Source organism: Streptomyces sp. CO7 (genome assembly GCF_053474865.1).
In genome coordinates this window covers 344434-359877 of record NZ_JBRIOU010000003.1, presented here as the reverse complement: position 1 = coordinate 359877, position 15444 = coordinate 344434, and the positions used below count along the sequence as shown (strand labels likewise).

Annotated in this window: 14 protein-coding genes and 1 pseudogene; 4 read left to right on the top strand and 11 right to left on the bottom strand. The window is 71.7% G+C overall.

Going from position 1 to position 15444, the window contains the following annotated elements; genetic code table 11:
• Positions 1-1506 (top strand): alkaline phosphatase D family protein (locus ACOV8S_RS11545; protein WP_448317691.1); only part of this gene is annotated, 1506 nt, incomplete at its 5' end.
• Positions 1507-1836: 330 nt separating this feature from the next.
• Positions 1837-2814 carry a zinc metalloprotease gene (locus ACOV8S_RS11540; protein WP_448317689.1) on the top strand — a complete coding sequence of 326 codons (978 nt, stop codon included), beginning with the start codon at positions 1837-1839 and terminating at the stop codon, positions 2812-2814.
• A 19-nt stretch (positions 2815-2833) separates the two neighbouring features.
• Here ACOV8S_RS11540 and ACOV8S_RS11535 read toward each other — a convergent pair whose 3' ends face one another.
• On the bottom strand, positions 2834-3403 hold the full coding sequence (locus ACOV8S_RS11535) for a dienelactone hydrolase family protein (RefSeq protein ID WP_448317688.1): 570 nt from the start codon (positions 3401-3403) through the stop codon (positions 2834-2836).
• 60 nt (positions 3404-3463) lie between these two features.
• Here ACOV8S_RS11535 and ACOV8S_RS11530 point away from each other — a divergent pair, with 60 nt between their 5' ends.
• Positions 3464-4585, top strand: coding sequence for a mechanosensitive ion channel family protein (locus tag ACOV8S_RS11530; RefSeq protein ID WP_448317687.1), 1122 nt, complete (start codon positions 3464-3466; stop codon positions 4583-4585).
• Positions 4586-4624: 39 nt separating this feature from the next.
• Here ACOV8S_RS11530 and ACOV8S_RS11525 read toward each other — a convergent pair whose 3' ends face one another.
• The 4 genes from ACOV8S_RS11525 to ACOV8S_RS11510 all read right to left on the bottom strand — a co-directional run bounded on the left by ACOV8S_RS11525 (position 4625) and on the right by ACOV8S_RS11510 (position 7236).
• Positions 4625-5107 carry a GNAT family N-acetyltransferase gene (locus ACOV8S_RS11525; protein WP_448317685.1) on the bottom strand — a complete coding sequence of 161 codons (483 nt, stop codon included), beginning with the start codon at positions 5105-5107 and terminating at the stop codon, positions 4625-4627.
• Positions 5104-6048, bottom strand: coding sequence for an RluA family pseudouridine synthase (locus ACOV8S_RS11520; protein WP_448317683.1), 945 nt, complete (start codon positions 6046-6048; stop codon positions 5104-5106). The genes ACOV8S_RS11525 and ACOV8S_RS11520 overlap by 4 nt, the downstream gene beginning before the upstream one ends.
• A gap of 85 nt (positions 6049-6133) precedes the next feature.
• The gene (gene lspA / locus ACOV8S_RS11515; protein ID WP_448317682.1) at positions 6134-6712 is read right to left on the bottom strand and encodes a signal peptidase II; all 579 of its coding nucleotides are present in this window, start codon (positions 6710-6712) and stop codon (positions 6134-6136) included.
• A gap of 68 nt (positions 6713-6780) precedes the next feature.
• On the bottom strand, positions 6781-7236 hold the full coding sequence (locus ACOV8S_RS11510; protein WP_448317681.1) for a TraR/DksA family transcriptional regulator: 456 nt from the start codon (positions 7234-7236) through the stop codon (positions 6781-6783).
• Between the two features lie 650 nt (positions 7237-7886).
• Between ACOV8S_RS11510 and ileS the strand changes: the two genes are divergently transcribed.
• Positions 7887-11039 (top strand): isoleucine--tRNA ligase, encoded by a 3153-nt coding sequence (gene ileS, locus ACOV8S_RS11505; RefSeq protein ID WP_448317680.1) that lies wholly within the window; start codon positions 7887-7889, stop codon positions 11037-11039.
• A 338-nt stretch (positions 11040-11377) separates the two neighbouring features.
• On the opposite strand, the gene ACOV8S_RS11500 is transcribed toward ileS, so the two are convergent.
• The 6 genes and pseudogenes from ACOV8S_RS11500 to ACOV8S_RS11475 all read right to left on the bottom strand — a co-directional run.
• A complete protein-coding gene (locus tag ACOV8S_RS11500) occupies positions 11378-12619 on the bottom strand; it encodes a DivIVA domain-containing protein (RefSeq protein WP_448317679.1) in 1242 nt (413 codons plus the stop codon).
• Positions 12620-12674: 55 nt separating this feature from the next.
• Entirely contained in the window at positions 12675-12959 is a 285-nt protein-coding gene (locus ACOV8S_RS11495; RefSeq protein WP_108953862.1) for a YggT family protein, read from the bottom strand.
• Positions 12960-13006: 47 nt separating this feature from the next.
• A complete protein-coding gene (locus ACOV8S_RS11490; RefSeq protein WP_108953861.1) occupies positions 13007-13666 on the bottom strand; it encodes a cell division protein SepF in 660 nt (219 codons plus the stop codon).
• Between the two features lie 128 nt (positions 13667-13794).
• A complete protein-coding gene (locus tag ACOV8S_RS11485; RefSeq protein ID WP_448317678.1) occupies positions 13795-14529 on the bottom strand; it encodes a YggS family pyridoxal phosphate-dependent enzyme in 735 nt (244 codons plus the stop codon).
• A 6-nt stretch (positions 14530-14535) separates the two neighbouring features.
• Entirely contained in the window at positions 14536-15267 is a 732-nt protein-coding gene (gene pgeF, locus ACOV8S_RS11480) for a peptidoglycan editing factor PgeF (RefSeq protein WP_448317677.1), read from the bottom strand.
• A 10-nt stretch (positions 15268-15277) separates the two neighbouring features.
• Positions 15278-15444 (bottom strand): annotated as a pseudogene (locus tag ACOV8S_RS11475) (cell division protein FtsZ); the annotation flags it as partial.

Sequence of the window (15444 nt, the reverse complement as noted above, 5' to 3'; positions counted from 1 at the left end):
TTCCTGCACGGCGTGGCCTCCGGCGACCCGCTGCCCGACGGCGTCCTGCTGTGGACGCGGGTCACCCCCTCGCCCGAGGCGACGCCGGGGTCCGGGACCGGGGAGGACACCCCGGTGGAGTGGGTGATCGCCACCGACCGGGCCCTGTCCGGCGTGGTGGCCCGCGGCACGGTCACCGCCACCGCCACCTCCGACCACACCGTGAAGGCCGACGTGCGCGGTCTGCGCCCGGCCACCGACTACTTCTTCCGCTTCACCGCCGGCGGCGTCCACTCCCCCGTCGCCCGCACCCGCACCGCGCCCGCCGCCGACGCCGCGGTGACCGGCCTGCGCTTCGGCGTGGTCTCCTGCGCCAACTACGAGTCGGGCCACTTCTCGCCGTACCGGCACCTGGCCGGCCGCGGCGACCTGGACGCCTGGCTGCACCTGGGCGACTACATCTACGAGTACGCCAGCGGCGCCTACGCCTACGGCGGGGTGGTCCGCCCGCACCGGCCCGAGCACGAGATCCTCACCCTCGCCGACTACCGGATGCGCCACGCCCGGTACAAGACGGACCAGGACCTCCAGGCGCTGCACGCGAGTGCCTCCTGCGTCGCCATCTGGGACGACCACGAGATCGCCAACGACACCTGGTCCGGCGGCGCCGAGAACCACACCGAGGGCGCCGAGGGGACCTGGGCGGCCCGCCGGGCGGCCGCGAAACAGGCCTACTTCGAGTGGATGCCGGTCCGTCCCGCGATCGCCGGCACCACCTACCGCCGGCTGCGCTTCGGCAGGCTGGCCGACCTCTCGCTGCTGGACCTGCGCAGCTTCCGCTCCCAGCAGGTCTCCTCGGCGGGCGGCTCGGTGGACGACCCGGACCGCACCCTCACCGGCCGCGCCCAGATGGACTGGCTGAAATCCGGCCTCTCCGCCTCGGACACCACCTGGCGGCTGGTGGGCAACTCCGTCATGATCGCGCCGTTCTCGGTGGCGCAGCTGCCGGAGTTCGTCCGCGAGCCGCTCGGCGAGCTGCTGGGCCTGCCGGACCTGGCCATCAGCGTGGACCAGTGGGACGGCTACACCGACGACCGCAAGGAGCTCATCTCCCACCTGCGCACCGGCGGCATCCGCAACACGGTCTTCCTGACCGGCGATGTCCACATGGCCTTCGCGACCGACGTGCCGGTGAACGCCACCACCTACCCGCTGAGCGCCTCGGCGGCCACCGAGTTCGTCGTCACCTCGGTGACCTCGGACAACCTCAACGACTACGTGGGCGTGGCGGAGGGGACGATCACGGCGGTCGCCTCCCCGGCCATCCGCGCCATGAACCGCCACGTGAAGTTCGTCGACACCGACCAGCACGGCTACGGCGTGTTCTCGGTGACGCCCGAGCGGGCGCAGATGGACTACTACCGCGTCTCCGACCGCGCCGATCCGGCCGCCACCTCCCACTGGGTGCGTTCCTACCGCACGCTCAGCGGCACGCAGAAGGCGGAGCGGACCTATGACCCCGTGTAGTCGACGCGCGTAACACGCAAGAGGCGGTTTTCGGCCACTCCTGACGAAGGACGCCTTCGGTTACGGGCGGATGACAGGTCCGTACCGGCCGCCCGTCGTCAGCGAACCAATCCGGACACTTGGGCCGCCCGCGTGCGCTCCACGTCACGCCGCCGTCCCGTTCCGCGGGGGACGGCGGCGTCCGGCGTGCCCGATTGCCCCGGTCTGCGCCCCGCCCCATCAGGCCGGATCCGCACTCTCGCCGTCTCGCCATGTCCACGTAATGTCCGGGCAGCGGCCAGGTAGATCCCTGCGCGCGCCCCGTCCCTCCGCACGAGCAAGGAGCTCATCATGCGTGCGTTCGCCCGGATATCCCCCCAGATGCGCCGTCGCCTCATCGGTGTCGCCGCCGTGGCCGGATCTCTCGCCCTCGCCCCGGTCTCCGCCCCCACGACGCTGGCCGCGGCCCCCGCCGCCAAGGTCGCCACCGCCGACCACTGCGAGGACACCGCGGGCTCCGCGGCCCGCAAGGCGAAGGGTCACGAGCACGGCCACGCCGACCCGAGCGAGGTCACCGCGGCGCAGGCCAAGGCCATGCAGGCCGACCTGGAGAAGGCGCTCGCCAACAAGAAGACGGCGCCCTCGGCCGCCGCGGTCTCCGCGACCATCCCGGTGTACTTCCACGTCATCACCGACGGGACCAAGGGCAACCTGACGTCCACCGAGATCAACAACCAGATCAGCGTGCTGAACAACGCCTACGCCGGCCAGGGCACGGGCAACGTCGCCACCGGCTTCTCCTTCTCGCTGGCGTCGGTCGACTACACGAACAACGCCTCCTGGTACAACCTGGCCAGTGGCTCCTCCGCCGAGAAGGCCATGAAGACGGCCCTCCGCAAGGGCGGCAAGAACGCCCTCAACATCTACTCGGCCAACCTGAGCGGCGGCCTGCTGGGCTGGGCGACCTTCCCGACCTCGAACATCGGCTCGCAGGACGGCGTCGTCCTCCTGGACGAGTCGCTGCCGGGCGGCACCGCGGCCAACTACAACCAGGGCGACACCGCCACCCACGAGGTCGGCCACTGGCTGGGCCTGTACCACACCTTCCAGGGTGGCTGCAACGGCAACGGTGACTACGTCGCCGACACAGCCCCCGAGGCCAGCCCGGCCTACGAGTGCCCGACCGGTCGTGACACCTGCGCCAAGACCGCCGGCGCCGACCCGATCCACAACTTCATGGACTACACGTACGACTCCTGCATGTACCAGTTCACCGCCGGCCAGGTGACCCGCATGCAGCAGGCCTGGACCGCCTACCGCGCGGGCTGACCTGCCGGCTGAGCAAGAGCTAGAGCGCGTCGAGGAAGCCGAGCGCCACCCTCCAGGTGGCCTCGGCCGCCTCGGCGTCGTGGTCCGGAAGACCGGGGTCGGTGTAGAGATGACCGGCCCCGGGATACCGGTAGATCTCCACGTCCGCGCCGGCCCGGCGCATCTGCAGGTACCAGGAGCTCAGCCAGTCGTCCGTCTCGAACGGATCGGGCTCCGCCACGTGGAGCTGCACCGGCAGGTCGTCCACCGCGGTGTTCGCCGCGAGGTCCGAGGTGCCGTGCAGGAGCAGCAGACCGCGTGCATTGTCGTCGCCCAGCGCCAGGGTCTGCGCGGTGGCCGCGCCCAGCGAGAAGCCGGCGTACACCAGCCCGCGCTCCGAGTAGGGCGCCGCCGCCAGCACCGCCCGCTTCAGCAGTTCGTCCGCGCCGATCGCGGCGTGGTGGTCCATGCCCTCCTCGACCGTGTCGAAGACCCTTCCTCCGAAGAGGTCCGGGGTCCACACCTGGTGGCCCGCCGCGCGCAGCCGGTCGGCCGCCTCGTGGACGGCGGGGCGCAGGCCGTAGGTCGAGTGGAAGAGCATCACGTTCATGAGTCAATGCTCACACGACCTTCGCGTTCGGCTCCTCCCGGTCCGGGATAAGCGCGCCGAATGGAGAACGTCATGCGCCCGCTCATCGTCATCGGCGGCTCGGTCCTCCTCACCCTCGTCATCGGGTGGGCCACGGACCTGCTGCTCCGCAAGGCCGACGAGCGTCACCCGGAGACCCCTGCCTGGGGTCTGCTGAGGCGTGCTCGCATCCCGTACCAGATCGCCCTGTGCGTCGCCCTGCTGCGCGCCACCTACGACGAGGCGCAGATCGGCGGCTCGTACCGGGTGCTGATCGGCCGCGCCATCACCCTGGTCCTCATCGGGGCCACCGCCTGGCTGCTGATCCGGATCGCCGCGGCGATCGTGGAGGCGACCTACGACCGGTACGCCAGGGTCCACCGCGATCCGGCGCGGGTGCGCCGGGTGCGCACCCAGGTCGAGCTGATCATGCGGGTGGTCACCGCGATCGTCGGTGTGGTCGCCGTCGCCGCGATGCTGCTCACCTTCCCCGCGATGCGCGCGGCCGGCACCTCGCTGCTGGCCTCCGCCGGAGTTCTCGGCATCGTCGCCGGCGTGGCCGCGCAGTCCACCCTGAGCAACGTCTTCGCCGGGCTGCAGATCGCCTTCGGCGACATGGTCCGCATCGGCGACACGGTGGTGGTCGAGGGCGAGTGGGGCACCGTCGAGGAGATCACCCTGACCTTCCTGACGGTGCGCACCTGGGACGAGCGCAGCTTCACCATGCCGGTGTCGTACTTCACGTCCAAGCCGTTCGAGAACTGGTCGCGCGGCGGCAGTCAGATGACCGGCGTCGTCTACTGGCACCTGGACCACCGGGCCCCGGTGGAGGCGATGCGCGACAAGCTCCGCGACATCCTGCGCCACTGCTCCGCCTGGGACGGCCGCGCCCACGGCGTGCAGGTCACCGACACCACGCCGACCACCATGGAGGTCCGGGCGCTGGTCACCGCCAAGGACGCGGACGACATCTGGACGGTCCGGGTCACCGTCCGCGAGGAGATGCTGCGCTGGCTGGTGGCCGAGCACCCCTACGCGCTGCCGCGCATCGTCACGGCGACGCCCGAGACGCCGATGAACCTGCCGCTGCCCACCGCCGAGCAGAACGGGCAGGCGGCCCGTGTCGCGCGCGAGGGCATGCCGAAGCCCCGGCTCGACAAGTGAACCGGGCTCCGAGGGCCGCCCCCGGGCGGTCCGGACGGGCTACAGACCGCGCCGCATCGACCGGTGCGGGATGCCGGCGTCGTCGAAGACCGGGCCGTAGGCCCGGTAGCCGAGCCGTTCGTAGAAGCCCAGGGCGTGCACCTGCGCCCCGAGGTCGACGACGCCGAGCCCGCGCTCGCGCGCCGCGTCCTCGATGCCCCGCACCAGCGCCACGCCGACGCCGAGGCCGCGGGCCTCCGGCAGCACCGCGAGCCGGCCCAGCGAGCCGACCGACGGGTCCCCGCCGGTCTTCTTCGCGGCCACCTCGCCGTACAGCAGCCGGCCGGTGCCCAGCGGGGCGCCGTCCTCCTCGCGGACGGCCAGCACGTGCACGGCGTGGGCGTCCAGCGCGTCGTACTCGATGTCCTCGGGGACGCCCTGCTCGACGACGAAGACCTGCCTGCGGACCCGGAAGCAGGCCTCACGCCCGGCCGGGTCCTCGACGACCCGGACCACGACGGACGGCGCGGTGGGGGCGCTCACGCGTAGGTCTCCTCACGCACCTTGTCGAGGGCCTGGCCCAGGTCCTGCGGGTAGTCGCTGGCGAACTCGACCCACTCGCCGGTGCCGGGGTGCTCCAGGCCGAGGCGCACGGCGTGCAGCCACTGCCGGGTCAGGCCGAGCCGCTTGGCCAGCGTCGGGTCCGCCCCGTAGGTGAGGTCGCCGACGCAGGGGTGCCGGTGGGCCGACATGTGCACGCGGATCTGGTGGGTGCGGCCGGTCTCCAGCTTGACGTCCAGCAGGGACGCCGCGCGGAAGGCCTCGATGAGGTCGTAGTGGGTGACCGACGGCTTGCCCTCGGCGGTGACCGCCCACTTCCAGTCGCTGCTGGGGTGGCGGCCGACGGGCGCGTCGATGGTGCCGCTGGTCGGGTCCGGGTGGCCCTGCACCAGGGTGTGGTAGCGCTTGTCGACCGTGCGCTCCTTGAACTGGCGCTTGAGCGAGGTGTACGCGTGCTCGGACTTGGCGACGACCATCAGGCCCGAGGTGCCGACGTCCAGGCGGTGCACGATGCCCTGGCGCTCGGCGGCGCCGGAGGTCGAGATGCGGTAGCCGGCCGCGGCCAGGCCGCCGATCACGGTGGGGCCGGTCCAGCCGGGCGAGGGGTGCGCGGCCACGCCGACCGGCTTGACGATCACGACGATGTCGTCGTCGTCGTGCACGATCTCCATGCCCTCGACGGGCTCGGCGACCACCTGCACGGGGGCGGGGGCCTGGGGCATCTCCACCTCGAGCCAGGCGCCGCCGGAGACGCGCTCGGACTTGCCGACGACCACCCCGTCGACCAGCACCTTGCCCGACGCGGCCAGCTCGGCCGCCTTGGTACGGGAGAAGCCGAACATCCGGGAGATGGCGGCGTCGACGCGCTCGCCCTCCAGGCCGTCCGGCACGGGCAGGGTTCGGATCTCGGGAATCGTGCTCACCCGTCGAGTATGCCGGACGGGTGACACGGCGCGGCGCGCGGCCGGGTGCGGCCGCTCCCCGGGGAGAGGCCGCCGCCGTGTCGCGTCAGTCCTTGTGGACCGTGCCGTCCGGGTCCAGGCCCTTGAAGGAGAGCAGCACGATCAGGATGCCGCCGCAGACGATCGCCGCGTCCGCCAGGTTGAACACCGCGAAGTGCTTGGGCGCGACGAAGTCGACCACCGCGCCCTCGAAGACGCCCGGCGAGCGGAAGATACGGTCGGTGAGGTTGCCCAGCGCGCCGCCCAGCAGCAGGCCGAGGGCCACCGCCCAGGGCGCGCTGTAGAGCTTGCGGGCGAGACGGAAGATCACCACGATCACGGCGGCCGCGATCACCGTGAAGATGACGGTGAACGCCTCGCCGAAGCCGAAGGCGGCGCCCGGGTTGCGGATCACGTCCAGGCGCAGCCACTCGCCGAGCAGCTCGACGGAGCGGTTCCCCGGCTCCAGCTCGGCCACCACGATCAGCTTGCTGACCAGGTCGAGGACGTACGCCAGTACGGCGACGAGGACGAGCGCGGTGATGCGCCGCTTGCCCCGCGCGGGCTGCCGCTCCTCGTTCTCCTCCGGGGCTGCCGCCTCGTCCGGAGTCTCCGGCGTACCGATGATGCGCTCCGCCTCTGCCACGTGAGTCCTTCGGCCTGGTTACCTGACTGGAAGGAGAGCGTACGGCACGGCCGCGGCGACCGCTGTGGTCAGTGCCTCCTCTCCTGCTTCTGCTTGCACTCGACGCACAGGGTGGCGCGCGGGAAGGCCTGCATGCGGGCCTTGCCGATGGCGTTTCCGCAGCTCTCGCAGCGGCCGTAGGCGCCGGCGTCCAGTCGCTCCAGGGCGTGCTCGGTCTGGGTCAGCGTCTCGTTGGCCGCCGACGCCAGCGCCAGTTCGTGCTCGCGGGTGATGTTCTTCGCTCCGGTGTCGGCCTGGTCGTCGCCGGCCCCGTCGCCGGAGTCGCGCATCAGCCGGGCCAGGGCGCGCTCCGCCGAGGCGATCTCCTCGCGAAGTCTCGCGGCCTCGCCCTCGAGTTCCGAGCGGGCCTCCTCGACCTCTTCCCGGGTCCACGGGTCCTCGCCGGGGCGGACCGCCAGGTCTCCCGGCTCCACCCGGACCTTCGCCACCGCCGCCGCCGTGGCCGCACTCTTCCCGTTGGTCACGCCCCTGCCTCTCGTCCCGGGCGCGGCCGACGCCGCACCACGCTGCCCGACCCGCTCGGTCGGGCCGCCGCTCGCGCGGCGGCCCCCTTCTTCCCGCCCTGCCGCGGTTCAGTCGCCCGCGGCCCCTCACGTGCTGTGATCCTGCTCGCGCATCGTGCTGGGACCATAGATCGGCCCGGCACCAGCGGCAACGGGGCTCGCCGCTGCATGCGTTGTGCCCATCTGCGGCCCCGGTATGCGCGGCACGGGGGCCGAACGGGTGCCCAGGCCGGCGCAGGCTCCCGGGGCCCGGGGAAATGCCGTCACCGTCACCCGCTGTCGCCCCTTACACTGGCCGCAGCGACAAGGCGTGGATGGGACGAGTAGCGTCGCCCGCAGCCCAGAGCGACCCGGGGACGGTGGGAGCCCGGGGGCGAGCACGACGTGAAGATCACCCCGGAGCCGCCGGAAGAACGCCCGGAGCACCCAAAGGCAGGACGCGGGGGCGCGGGCCGGTAGACCCGGCAGTCGTGACCCGAATGAGGGGGTCACCGGGCGCGCGCGAGCACGCACCGGCGGCCAAGGAGGGTGGTACCGCGGGACCGCGCCGACGGCGCACGGCTCTCGTCCCTCCGACGGAAGGCAGCAACGTCCGTTGGAGGAAGCCGCTGATGACAGCGCCGACGTACCGCCAGGTTCCCGCACAGGTCGACCTGCCCGCGCTCGAGCACGCCGTGCTCGACTTCTGGCAGGACCAGAAGATCTTCGCCAAGTCGCTGGAGCAGTCCGAGGGCCGCCCGGAGTGGGTGTTCTACGAGGGCCCGCCCACCGCGAACGGCATGCCCGGCGCCCACCACATCGAGGCCCGCGTCTTCAAGGACGTCTTCCCCCGCTTCCGCACGATGCGCGGCTACCACGTGGCCCGCAAGGCGGGCTGGGACTGCCACGGCCTGCCCGTGGAGCTCGCGGTGGAGAAGGAGCTCGGCTTCACCGGCAAGAAGGACATCGAGAACTACGGCATCGCCGCGTTCAACGCGAAGTGCCGGGAGTCGGTCACCCGTCACACCGACGCCTTCACCGAGCTGACGACCCGCATGGGCTACTGGGTCGACCTCGACGACGCGTACCGCACCATGGACCCGGAGTACGTCGACTCGGTCTGGTGGTCGCTGAAGGAGATCTTCAAGAAGGGCCACCTGGTCCAGGACCACCGGGTCGCCCCCTGGTGCCCCCGCTGCGGCACCGGCCTGTCCGACCACGAGCTGGCCCAGGGCTACGAGACGGTCGTCGACCCCTCCGTCTACGTCCGCTTCCCGCTGACCTCCGGCCCGCTGGCCGGCCAGGCCTCCCTGCTGGTGTGGACGACCACCCCGTGGACGCTGGTCTCCAACACTGCGGTCGCCGCCCACCCCGAGGTGACCTACGTGGTCGCCACCGACGGCAGCGAGAAGCTGGTCGTCGCCGAGCCGCTGGTCGCCAAGGCCCTCGGCGAGGGCTGGGAGACCACCGGCGAGAGCTTCACCGGCGCCGAGATGGAGCGCTGGACCTACCGGCGTCCCTTCGACCTGGTGGAGTTCCCGGCCGGGTCCGAGGCCCACTACGTGGTCAACGCCGAGTACGTGACCACCGAGGACGGCACGGGTCTGGTCCACCAGTCCCCCGCGTTCGGTGAGGACGACCTCAAGGTCTGCCGCGGCTACGGCATGCCGGTGGTCAACCCGGTCCGCCCCGACGGCACCTTCGAGGAGGACCTCCCGCTGGTCGGCGGCGTCTTCTTCAAGAAGGCCGACGAGGCGCTGACCGCGGACCTGCAGGAGCGCGGGCTGCTCTTCCTGCACCTGCCCTACGAGCACAGCTACCCGCACTGCTGGCGCTGCCACACCGCGCTCCTCTACTACGCGCAGCCGTCCTGGTACATCCGCACCACGGCGGTCAAGGACCGGCTGATCGAGGAGAACGAGAAGACCAACTGGTTCCCCTCCAGCGTCAAGCACGGCCGCTTCGGCGACTGGCTGAACAACAACATCGACTGGGCGCTCTCCCGCTCCCGCTACTGGGGCACCCCGCTGCCCATCTGGCGCTGCGAGGAGGGCCACCTGACCTGTGTCGGCTCCCGCGACGAGCTCTCCGGGCTCACCGGCGCCGACCAGTCGGGCCTCGACCCGCACCGCCCGTACATCGACGACGTCACCTTCGCCTGCCCCGAGGAAGGCTGCGCGCACACCGCGGTCCGCGTCCCCGAGGTCATCGACGCCTGGTACGACTCGGGCTCCATGCCGTTCGCCCAGTACGGCTACCCGTACAAGAACAAGGAGCTGTTCGAGAGCCGCTACCCGGCGCAGTTCATCTCCGAGGCGATCGACCAGACCCGCGGCTGGTTCTACACGCTGATGGCGGTCGGCACGCTGGTCTTCGACAAGTCGTCCTACGAGAACGTGGTCTGCCTGGGCCACATCCTCGCCGAGGACGGCCGCAAGATGTCCAAGCACCTGGGCAACATCCTCCAGCCGATCCCGCTGATGGACCAGCACGGCGCCGACGCGGTGCGCTGGTTCATGGCGGCCGGAGGCTCCCCCTGGGCGGCCCGCCGGGTCGGCCACGGCACCATCCAGGAGGTCGTCCGCAAGACGCTCCTCACCTACTGGAACACCGTCGCCTTCCAGGCCCTGTACGCCCGCACCGCGGGCTGGGCGCCGAGCGCGGCGGACCCGGCGCCGGCCGAGCGGCCGATCCTGGACCGCTGGCTGCTCTCCGAGCTGCACGCGCTCACCGACGGCGTGACGAAGGCGCTGGAGTCCTACGACACCCAGCGGGCCGGCAAGCTGCTCTCCGCCTTCGTGGACGACCTGTCCAACTGGTACGTCCGCCGCTCCCGCCGCCGGTTCTGGCAGGGCGACAAGGCCGCGCTGCGGACCCTGCACGACGCGGTGGTGACGGTCACCCAGCTGATGGCCCCGCTCACCCCGTTCATCACCGAGCGGGTCTGGCAGGACCTGGTCGTCCCGGTGGTCCCGGACGCCCCGGAGTCGGTCCACCTGTCCGCCTGGCCCGAGGCCGACCTGGACGCGGTGGACGCCGAGCTGTCGCAGCAGATGACGCTGGTGCGCCGCCTGGTCGAGCTGGGCCGCGCCACGCGCGCCGAGTCGGGGGTCAAGACCCGTCAGCCGCTCTCGCGGGCGCTGGTCGCGGTCTCCGGCTTCGAGCGGCTCGGCGAGGAGATGCGGGCGCAGATCACCGAGGAGCTCAACGTGGCCGCGCTGGCCTCGCTCTCCGAGGTGGGCGGCTCGCTGGTCGACACCACGGTGAAGGCCAACTTCCGCGCGCTCGGCAAGCGTTTCGGCAAGCGGGTGCAGGAGGTCGCCAAGGCGATCGCCGCGGCGGACGCGGCGGCGCTGTCCGCCTCGCTGCGCGAGACGGGTTCCGCCTCGGTGGAGGTCGAGGGCGAGACGGTCACCCTCGCCCCCGAGGAGGTCATCGTGACGGAGACCCCGCGCGAGGGCTGGTCGGTCGCCTCCGACTCCGGCGCGACGGTCGCCCTGGACCTGGAGATCACCGAGGAGCTGCGGCGGGCGGGCCTCGCCCGTGACGCGATCCGGCTGATCCAGGAGGCCCGCAAGAACAGCGGCCTGGACGTCGCGGACCGCATCGCGCTGCGGTGGACCTCCGCGGACGCCGCGGTCGTCGAGGCGCTCACCGCGCACGCGGGGCTGGTCTCCGACGAGGTCCTCGCCACGGACTTCGCCCAGGGTGAGGCCGACGACACCTTCGGCGCGGACTTCACCGACGAGGGCCTGTCCCTCACCTTCCGCCTCCGCAAGGCGTAACCCCCCGCTGTACCGAGGCCCGGTTCCCCGCAACGGGGGGCTGGGCCTCACTGCACCCAGGCCCTGCTGAGCGAACCGTCACGCGGGAACGTGCGGGCCTGCGCCCACCCGTGCCGCCCCAGCGGCACGACTGCCCGCAGGATGCACGGCACACCCTGCGGGCGGCTGGGCCGCCCAGGGGGCGGCACGGGCGGGCGCAGGGCGGTCACGACTCGCGCAACGGTTCGCTCCGCACGGGTCGAGCATCCGCACGGCAAAAGGGCGGTGCCCCGAACCCTGAGGTTCGGGGCACCGCCCTACCGAACGCCGACGACAGGCGTACCGCTAAGCGCGGGCCGTCAGTTGTCGTCCTCGTCGATCAGGAACCCACGCATCGGCGAGGGAGCCTGGCCCATCGGGCCGGGACCCTGCGGCCGCACCGGCGCCATCGGCTGCGTCATGGCCGGCGACATCTGCGGCTGCCCGTTGCCCGGACCACCGCCGAAGGCGGAGGACGGACCCGGACCACCGTTCATCGGACCGCCGCCGAACGCGGACCCGGCACCGGCCGGAGCCATGGACGGGGCCGGCGGCGGAGGCGGCAGCGACGGGGCGCCCGTCGGAGCCGGCGTCCGCGGCGGGGCCAGCGTGTCGTCCGCCTGGGACTCCAGCTGACGCAGCTGCGACTCCAGGTAGGACTTCAGCCGCGTGCGGTACTCGCGCTCGAAGCCGCGCAGGTCCTCGACCTTGCGCTCCAGCGTGGCGCGGGCGGACTCCAGGGAGCCCATCGCGACGCGGTGCTTCTCCTGCGCGTCCCGCTCCAGCGCGTCGGCCTTGGCACGGGCGTCACGCTCGAGACCCTCGGCGCGGCTGCGGGCCTCGCCGACGATCTTGTTGGCCTCGGAACGGGCCTCGGCGATCGCCTGGTCGGCGGTCTGCTGGGCCAGCGACAGGACGCGCGCGGCGCTGTCGCCACCGGGACCCTGACCGGGGCCGCCCATCGGGCCGCCGGGACCGCCCATGGGGCCGCCCATCGGACCGGGGCCGTGCATCGGCTGACCCATGGGACCGGGGCCACCCTGACCCATCGGACCCGGGCCGCCCTGGCCCATCGGGCCGGGACCCTGCGGACCGTGTCCGCCGGGGCCCTGAGGGCCGCCGTGGCCCTGGGGACCGCCGTGACCCTGGGGACCGCCGTGGCCCTGAGGGCCACCGCCCGGGCCGGCGGGAAGCTGCGGGGCACCGCTCGGCAGCTGCGGCGGGCCACCCATGGGGCCGCCGTGCTGCTGCGGGGGTCCTGATATCCCGGCGGGCACAGGTCCACCGGGACCGCGCATGCCCTGACCCTGGTCCTGGGGGCCGCCGGGGCCCTGCGGGCCGCCGGGTCCGTCGGGACCCTTGCGCATGCCCTGCTGGTTCTGCGCGGCGGCACGGGTCGCCGCGGCCAGCTTGGCGCGCAGGTCCTCGTTCTCCCGGAGCAGTCGGGTCAGTTCGGCTTCGACCTCATCGAGGAAGGCATCGACCTCGTCTTCGTCGTAGCCTTCCCTGAGGCGGACGGTCGTGAACTGCTTGTTCCGCACGTCCTCGGGGCTCAACGGCATCTCTTCACCTCAACGTAGTCGTCGGCTTTCGGCAGGAACGTCATTCACATCGCGCTCACAGCCGGCTCACGACGGAGATCAGGATGTAGACGATGATCATCAGTACGAAGAAGGACAGATCGAGCGCCACGCCCCCGAGACGCAACGGCGGGATGAACCGCCGCAGAAGCTTGAGCGGTGGATCGGTGACAGTGTAGGTGGCCTCCAGAACGACCACCATCGCCCTTCCGGGCTGCCACGAGCGGGCGAACTGGAACACGTAGTCCATGACCAGCCGGAAGATCAGCACAAGGAGGAAGCACATCAGCGCGATGTAGACCACGTCCCAGAACACGCTCATGATTTGCTGCTTCCCTCTCCCCTGTGTCCTGCGTCACCCGATATGTCTCAGCTCTGGTTGAAGAACCCGCCCTCTGCGATGCGGGCCTTGTCCTCCGCCGTGACATCGACGTTAGCAGGAGACAGGAGGAACACCTTCTGCGTCACCCGCTCGATGCTGCCGTGAAGACCAAACACCAAACCGGCCGCAAAGTCGACAAGTCGCTTCGCGTCTGTGTCATCCATCTCAGTCAGATTCATGATCACCGGCGTGCCCTCACGGAAGTGTTCCCCGATGGTACGGGCTTCGTTGTAGGTCCGCGGGTGAAGAGTGGTGATCCGGTAGGGCTCCCGCTCCGACACGACCTTGGGCATGACCACCGGCGCGCTCTTCTCCAGACTCTGACGTTCCTGTGTGATGGACGCCACGGGGGCGATCCGCGCCGGCCGGCTGGTCTCCGCCGCGGGGGCGACGGTCACCGGAGCCGGTTCGCGCGGTGCCGGGGGCTGCACCACTCGCACCGATTCTTCCCTTTGGGGCTGGTGCGAACCATGGGACGAGTGTGAACTGTGCGACGTGTGTACTGATTCGTGTCGGTGACGGTCACGCTCCGGCTCGGGATCGAGCTCCGGTTCGAAGTCGTCGTCGGGGTCGAAACCCCGGCCGTCGTACCCATCGTCCTCCACGAGGCCGAGGTAGACCGCCATCTTGCGCATCGCGCCGGCCATGCTCTGAGTCCTCCGCTCTGTGGTGGATCGGCTGACGACTGCCACGTCCCCGCGATCCACGAGGTCGTTCTGCCCGCCATTCGGCGGTAAAGACCATATTTTCTGTTGTGGTCCGACTCTTGGCGACGTTACCCGAGCCTGGGACGGACACCGAGCACCGCACTGCCGACGCGTACGTGTGTCGCTCCGGCGGCCACAGCTTCTTCCAGGTCCGCACTCATCCCTGCCGACACCATGGTTGCAGCCGGATGGGCTCGGCGCAGGGCAGTCGACAAATCCATCAGTCTGTCGAACGCGGCCCGTTGACGCCCCGCATATGGTCCGGTGAGCGGCGCGACGGTCATCAGTCCGCCGAGCCGAAGACCCTCCGACGAGGCGATCAGCGCGGCCAGTTCCTCGACCCCGCCGGGCGCCACGCCACCGCGTTCCCCGCGCTCCTTCTCCTCGGCGTCCAGCGCGACCTGGATCAGGCAGCCGATCTCCCGGCCGCCGCGCACCGCCTCCTTGGAGAGGGCGGTGACGAGCCGGGCACGGTCGACGGATTGCACCATGTCGGCATAACCGGCCACAGAACGGACCTTGTTGGTCTGCAGCTGACCGACGAAGTGCCAGGAAAGGGGCAGATCGGCGCAGGCCGCCGCCTTCGGGGCGGCGTCCTGGTCCCGGTTCTCGGCCACCTGCCGGACCCCGAGCTCCGCCAGGATCCGCACGTCGCTCGCCGGATACGTCTTGGTGACCACGATCAGGGTCACCTCGTCAGGTGCCCGCCCCGCAGCGTCGCACGCCTCGGCGATCCGGGCCTTCACCCGGGCCAGGTTCGCCGCGAGTTCCTCGCCGCGCTCTGTCGTTCCGCTTTCCGTCATGCCTCTTCAGTCCAGCCAGACGTACCCGGCGAGCCGGCCGGTGGTCCGGTCGCGGCGGTACGAGAAATGATCACGCGACTCCATGGTGCACACCGGGGACCGCCCGGCGTCACGCACCCCCAGGCGCGCCAGCTGCGCGTGCACCCCGGCGGCCACGTCGACCGCGGGCGTGCCCCAGGAGGTCTCGGCGTACGCGGCCGGTTCGGCGGCGGCGACCTCCTCGCGCATCCGCTCCGGCACCTCGTAGCACCGTCCGCACACCGACGGCCCGGTGCGGGCCACGATCCGGGAGGGGTCGGCGCCCAGCTTCGTCATCGCCTCGACCGCCGCCGGGACGACGCCGGCCACCATGCCCGGCCGCCCGGCGTGCGCCGCGGCGACGACGCCGGCCACCGGGTCGGCGAGCAGGACGGGCACGCAGTCGGCGGTGAGGACCGCCGGCGCCAGGCCCGGGCGGGCGGTGACCAGGGCGTCGACCGACGGGATGTCCGCGTCCTCGCCCCAGGGCCCGTCGACCTCGGCCACGTCGGCGCCGTGCACCTGGTTCATCCAGACCACCCGGCCGGGGTCCAGGCCCAGGGAGCGGGCGGCCCGGCCACGGTTGGCCAGGACGGCGGCCGGGTCGTCGCCGACCGCGCCGCCGAGGTTGAGCTCCTCATACGGAGCGGCGCTCACCCCGCCCCACCTGTCGGTGAAGGCGAAGTGCGCGCCGCTGACGCTCTCGCGCTGATCTATCACTTCGGGAGTGTCACTTCAGGAAGTCCGGGACGTCGAGCTCCTCGGCCATGCTGTCCGGGTAGCTGCGGGACTGCGGGAGCGGGGGGACGACCGGCGTCACCGGGGTGGCGGCCGGACGCTGCTCGGCCACCGGCTCGGGGGCCGGGGCGGCCGGAGCCGGGGTCTCCTCCTTGGGGG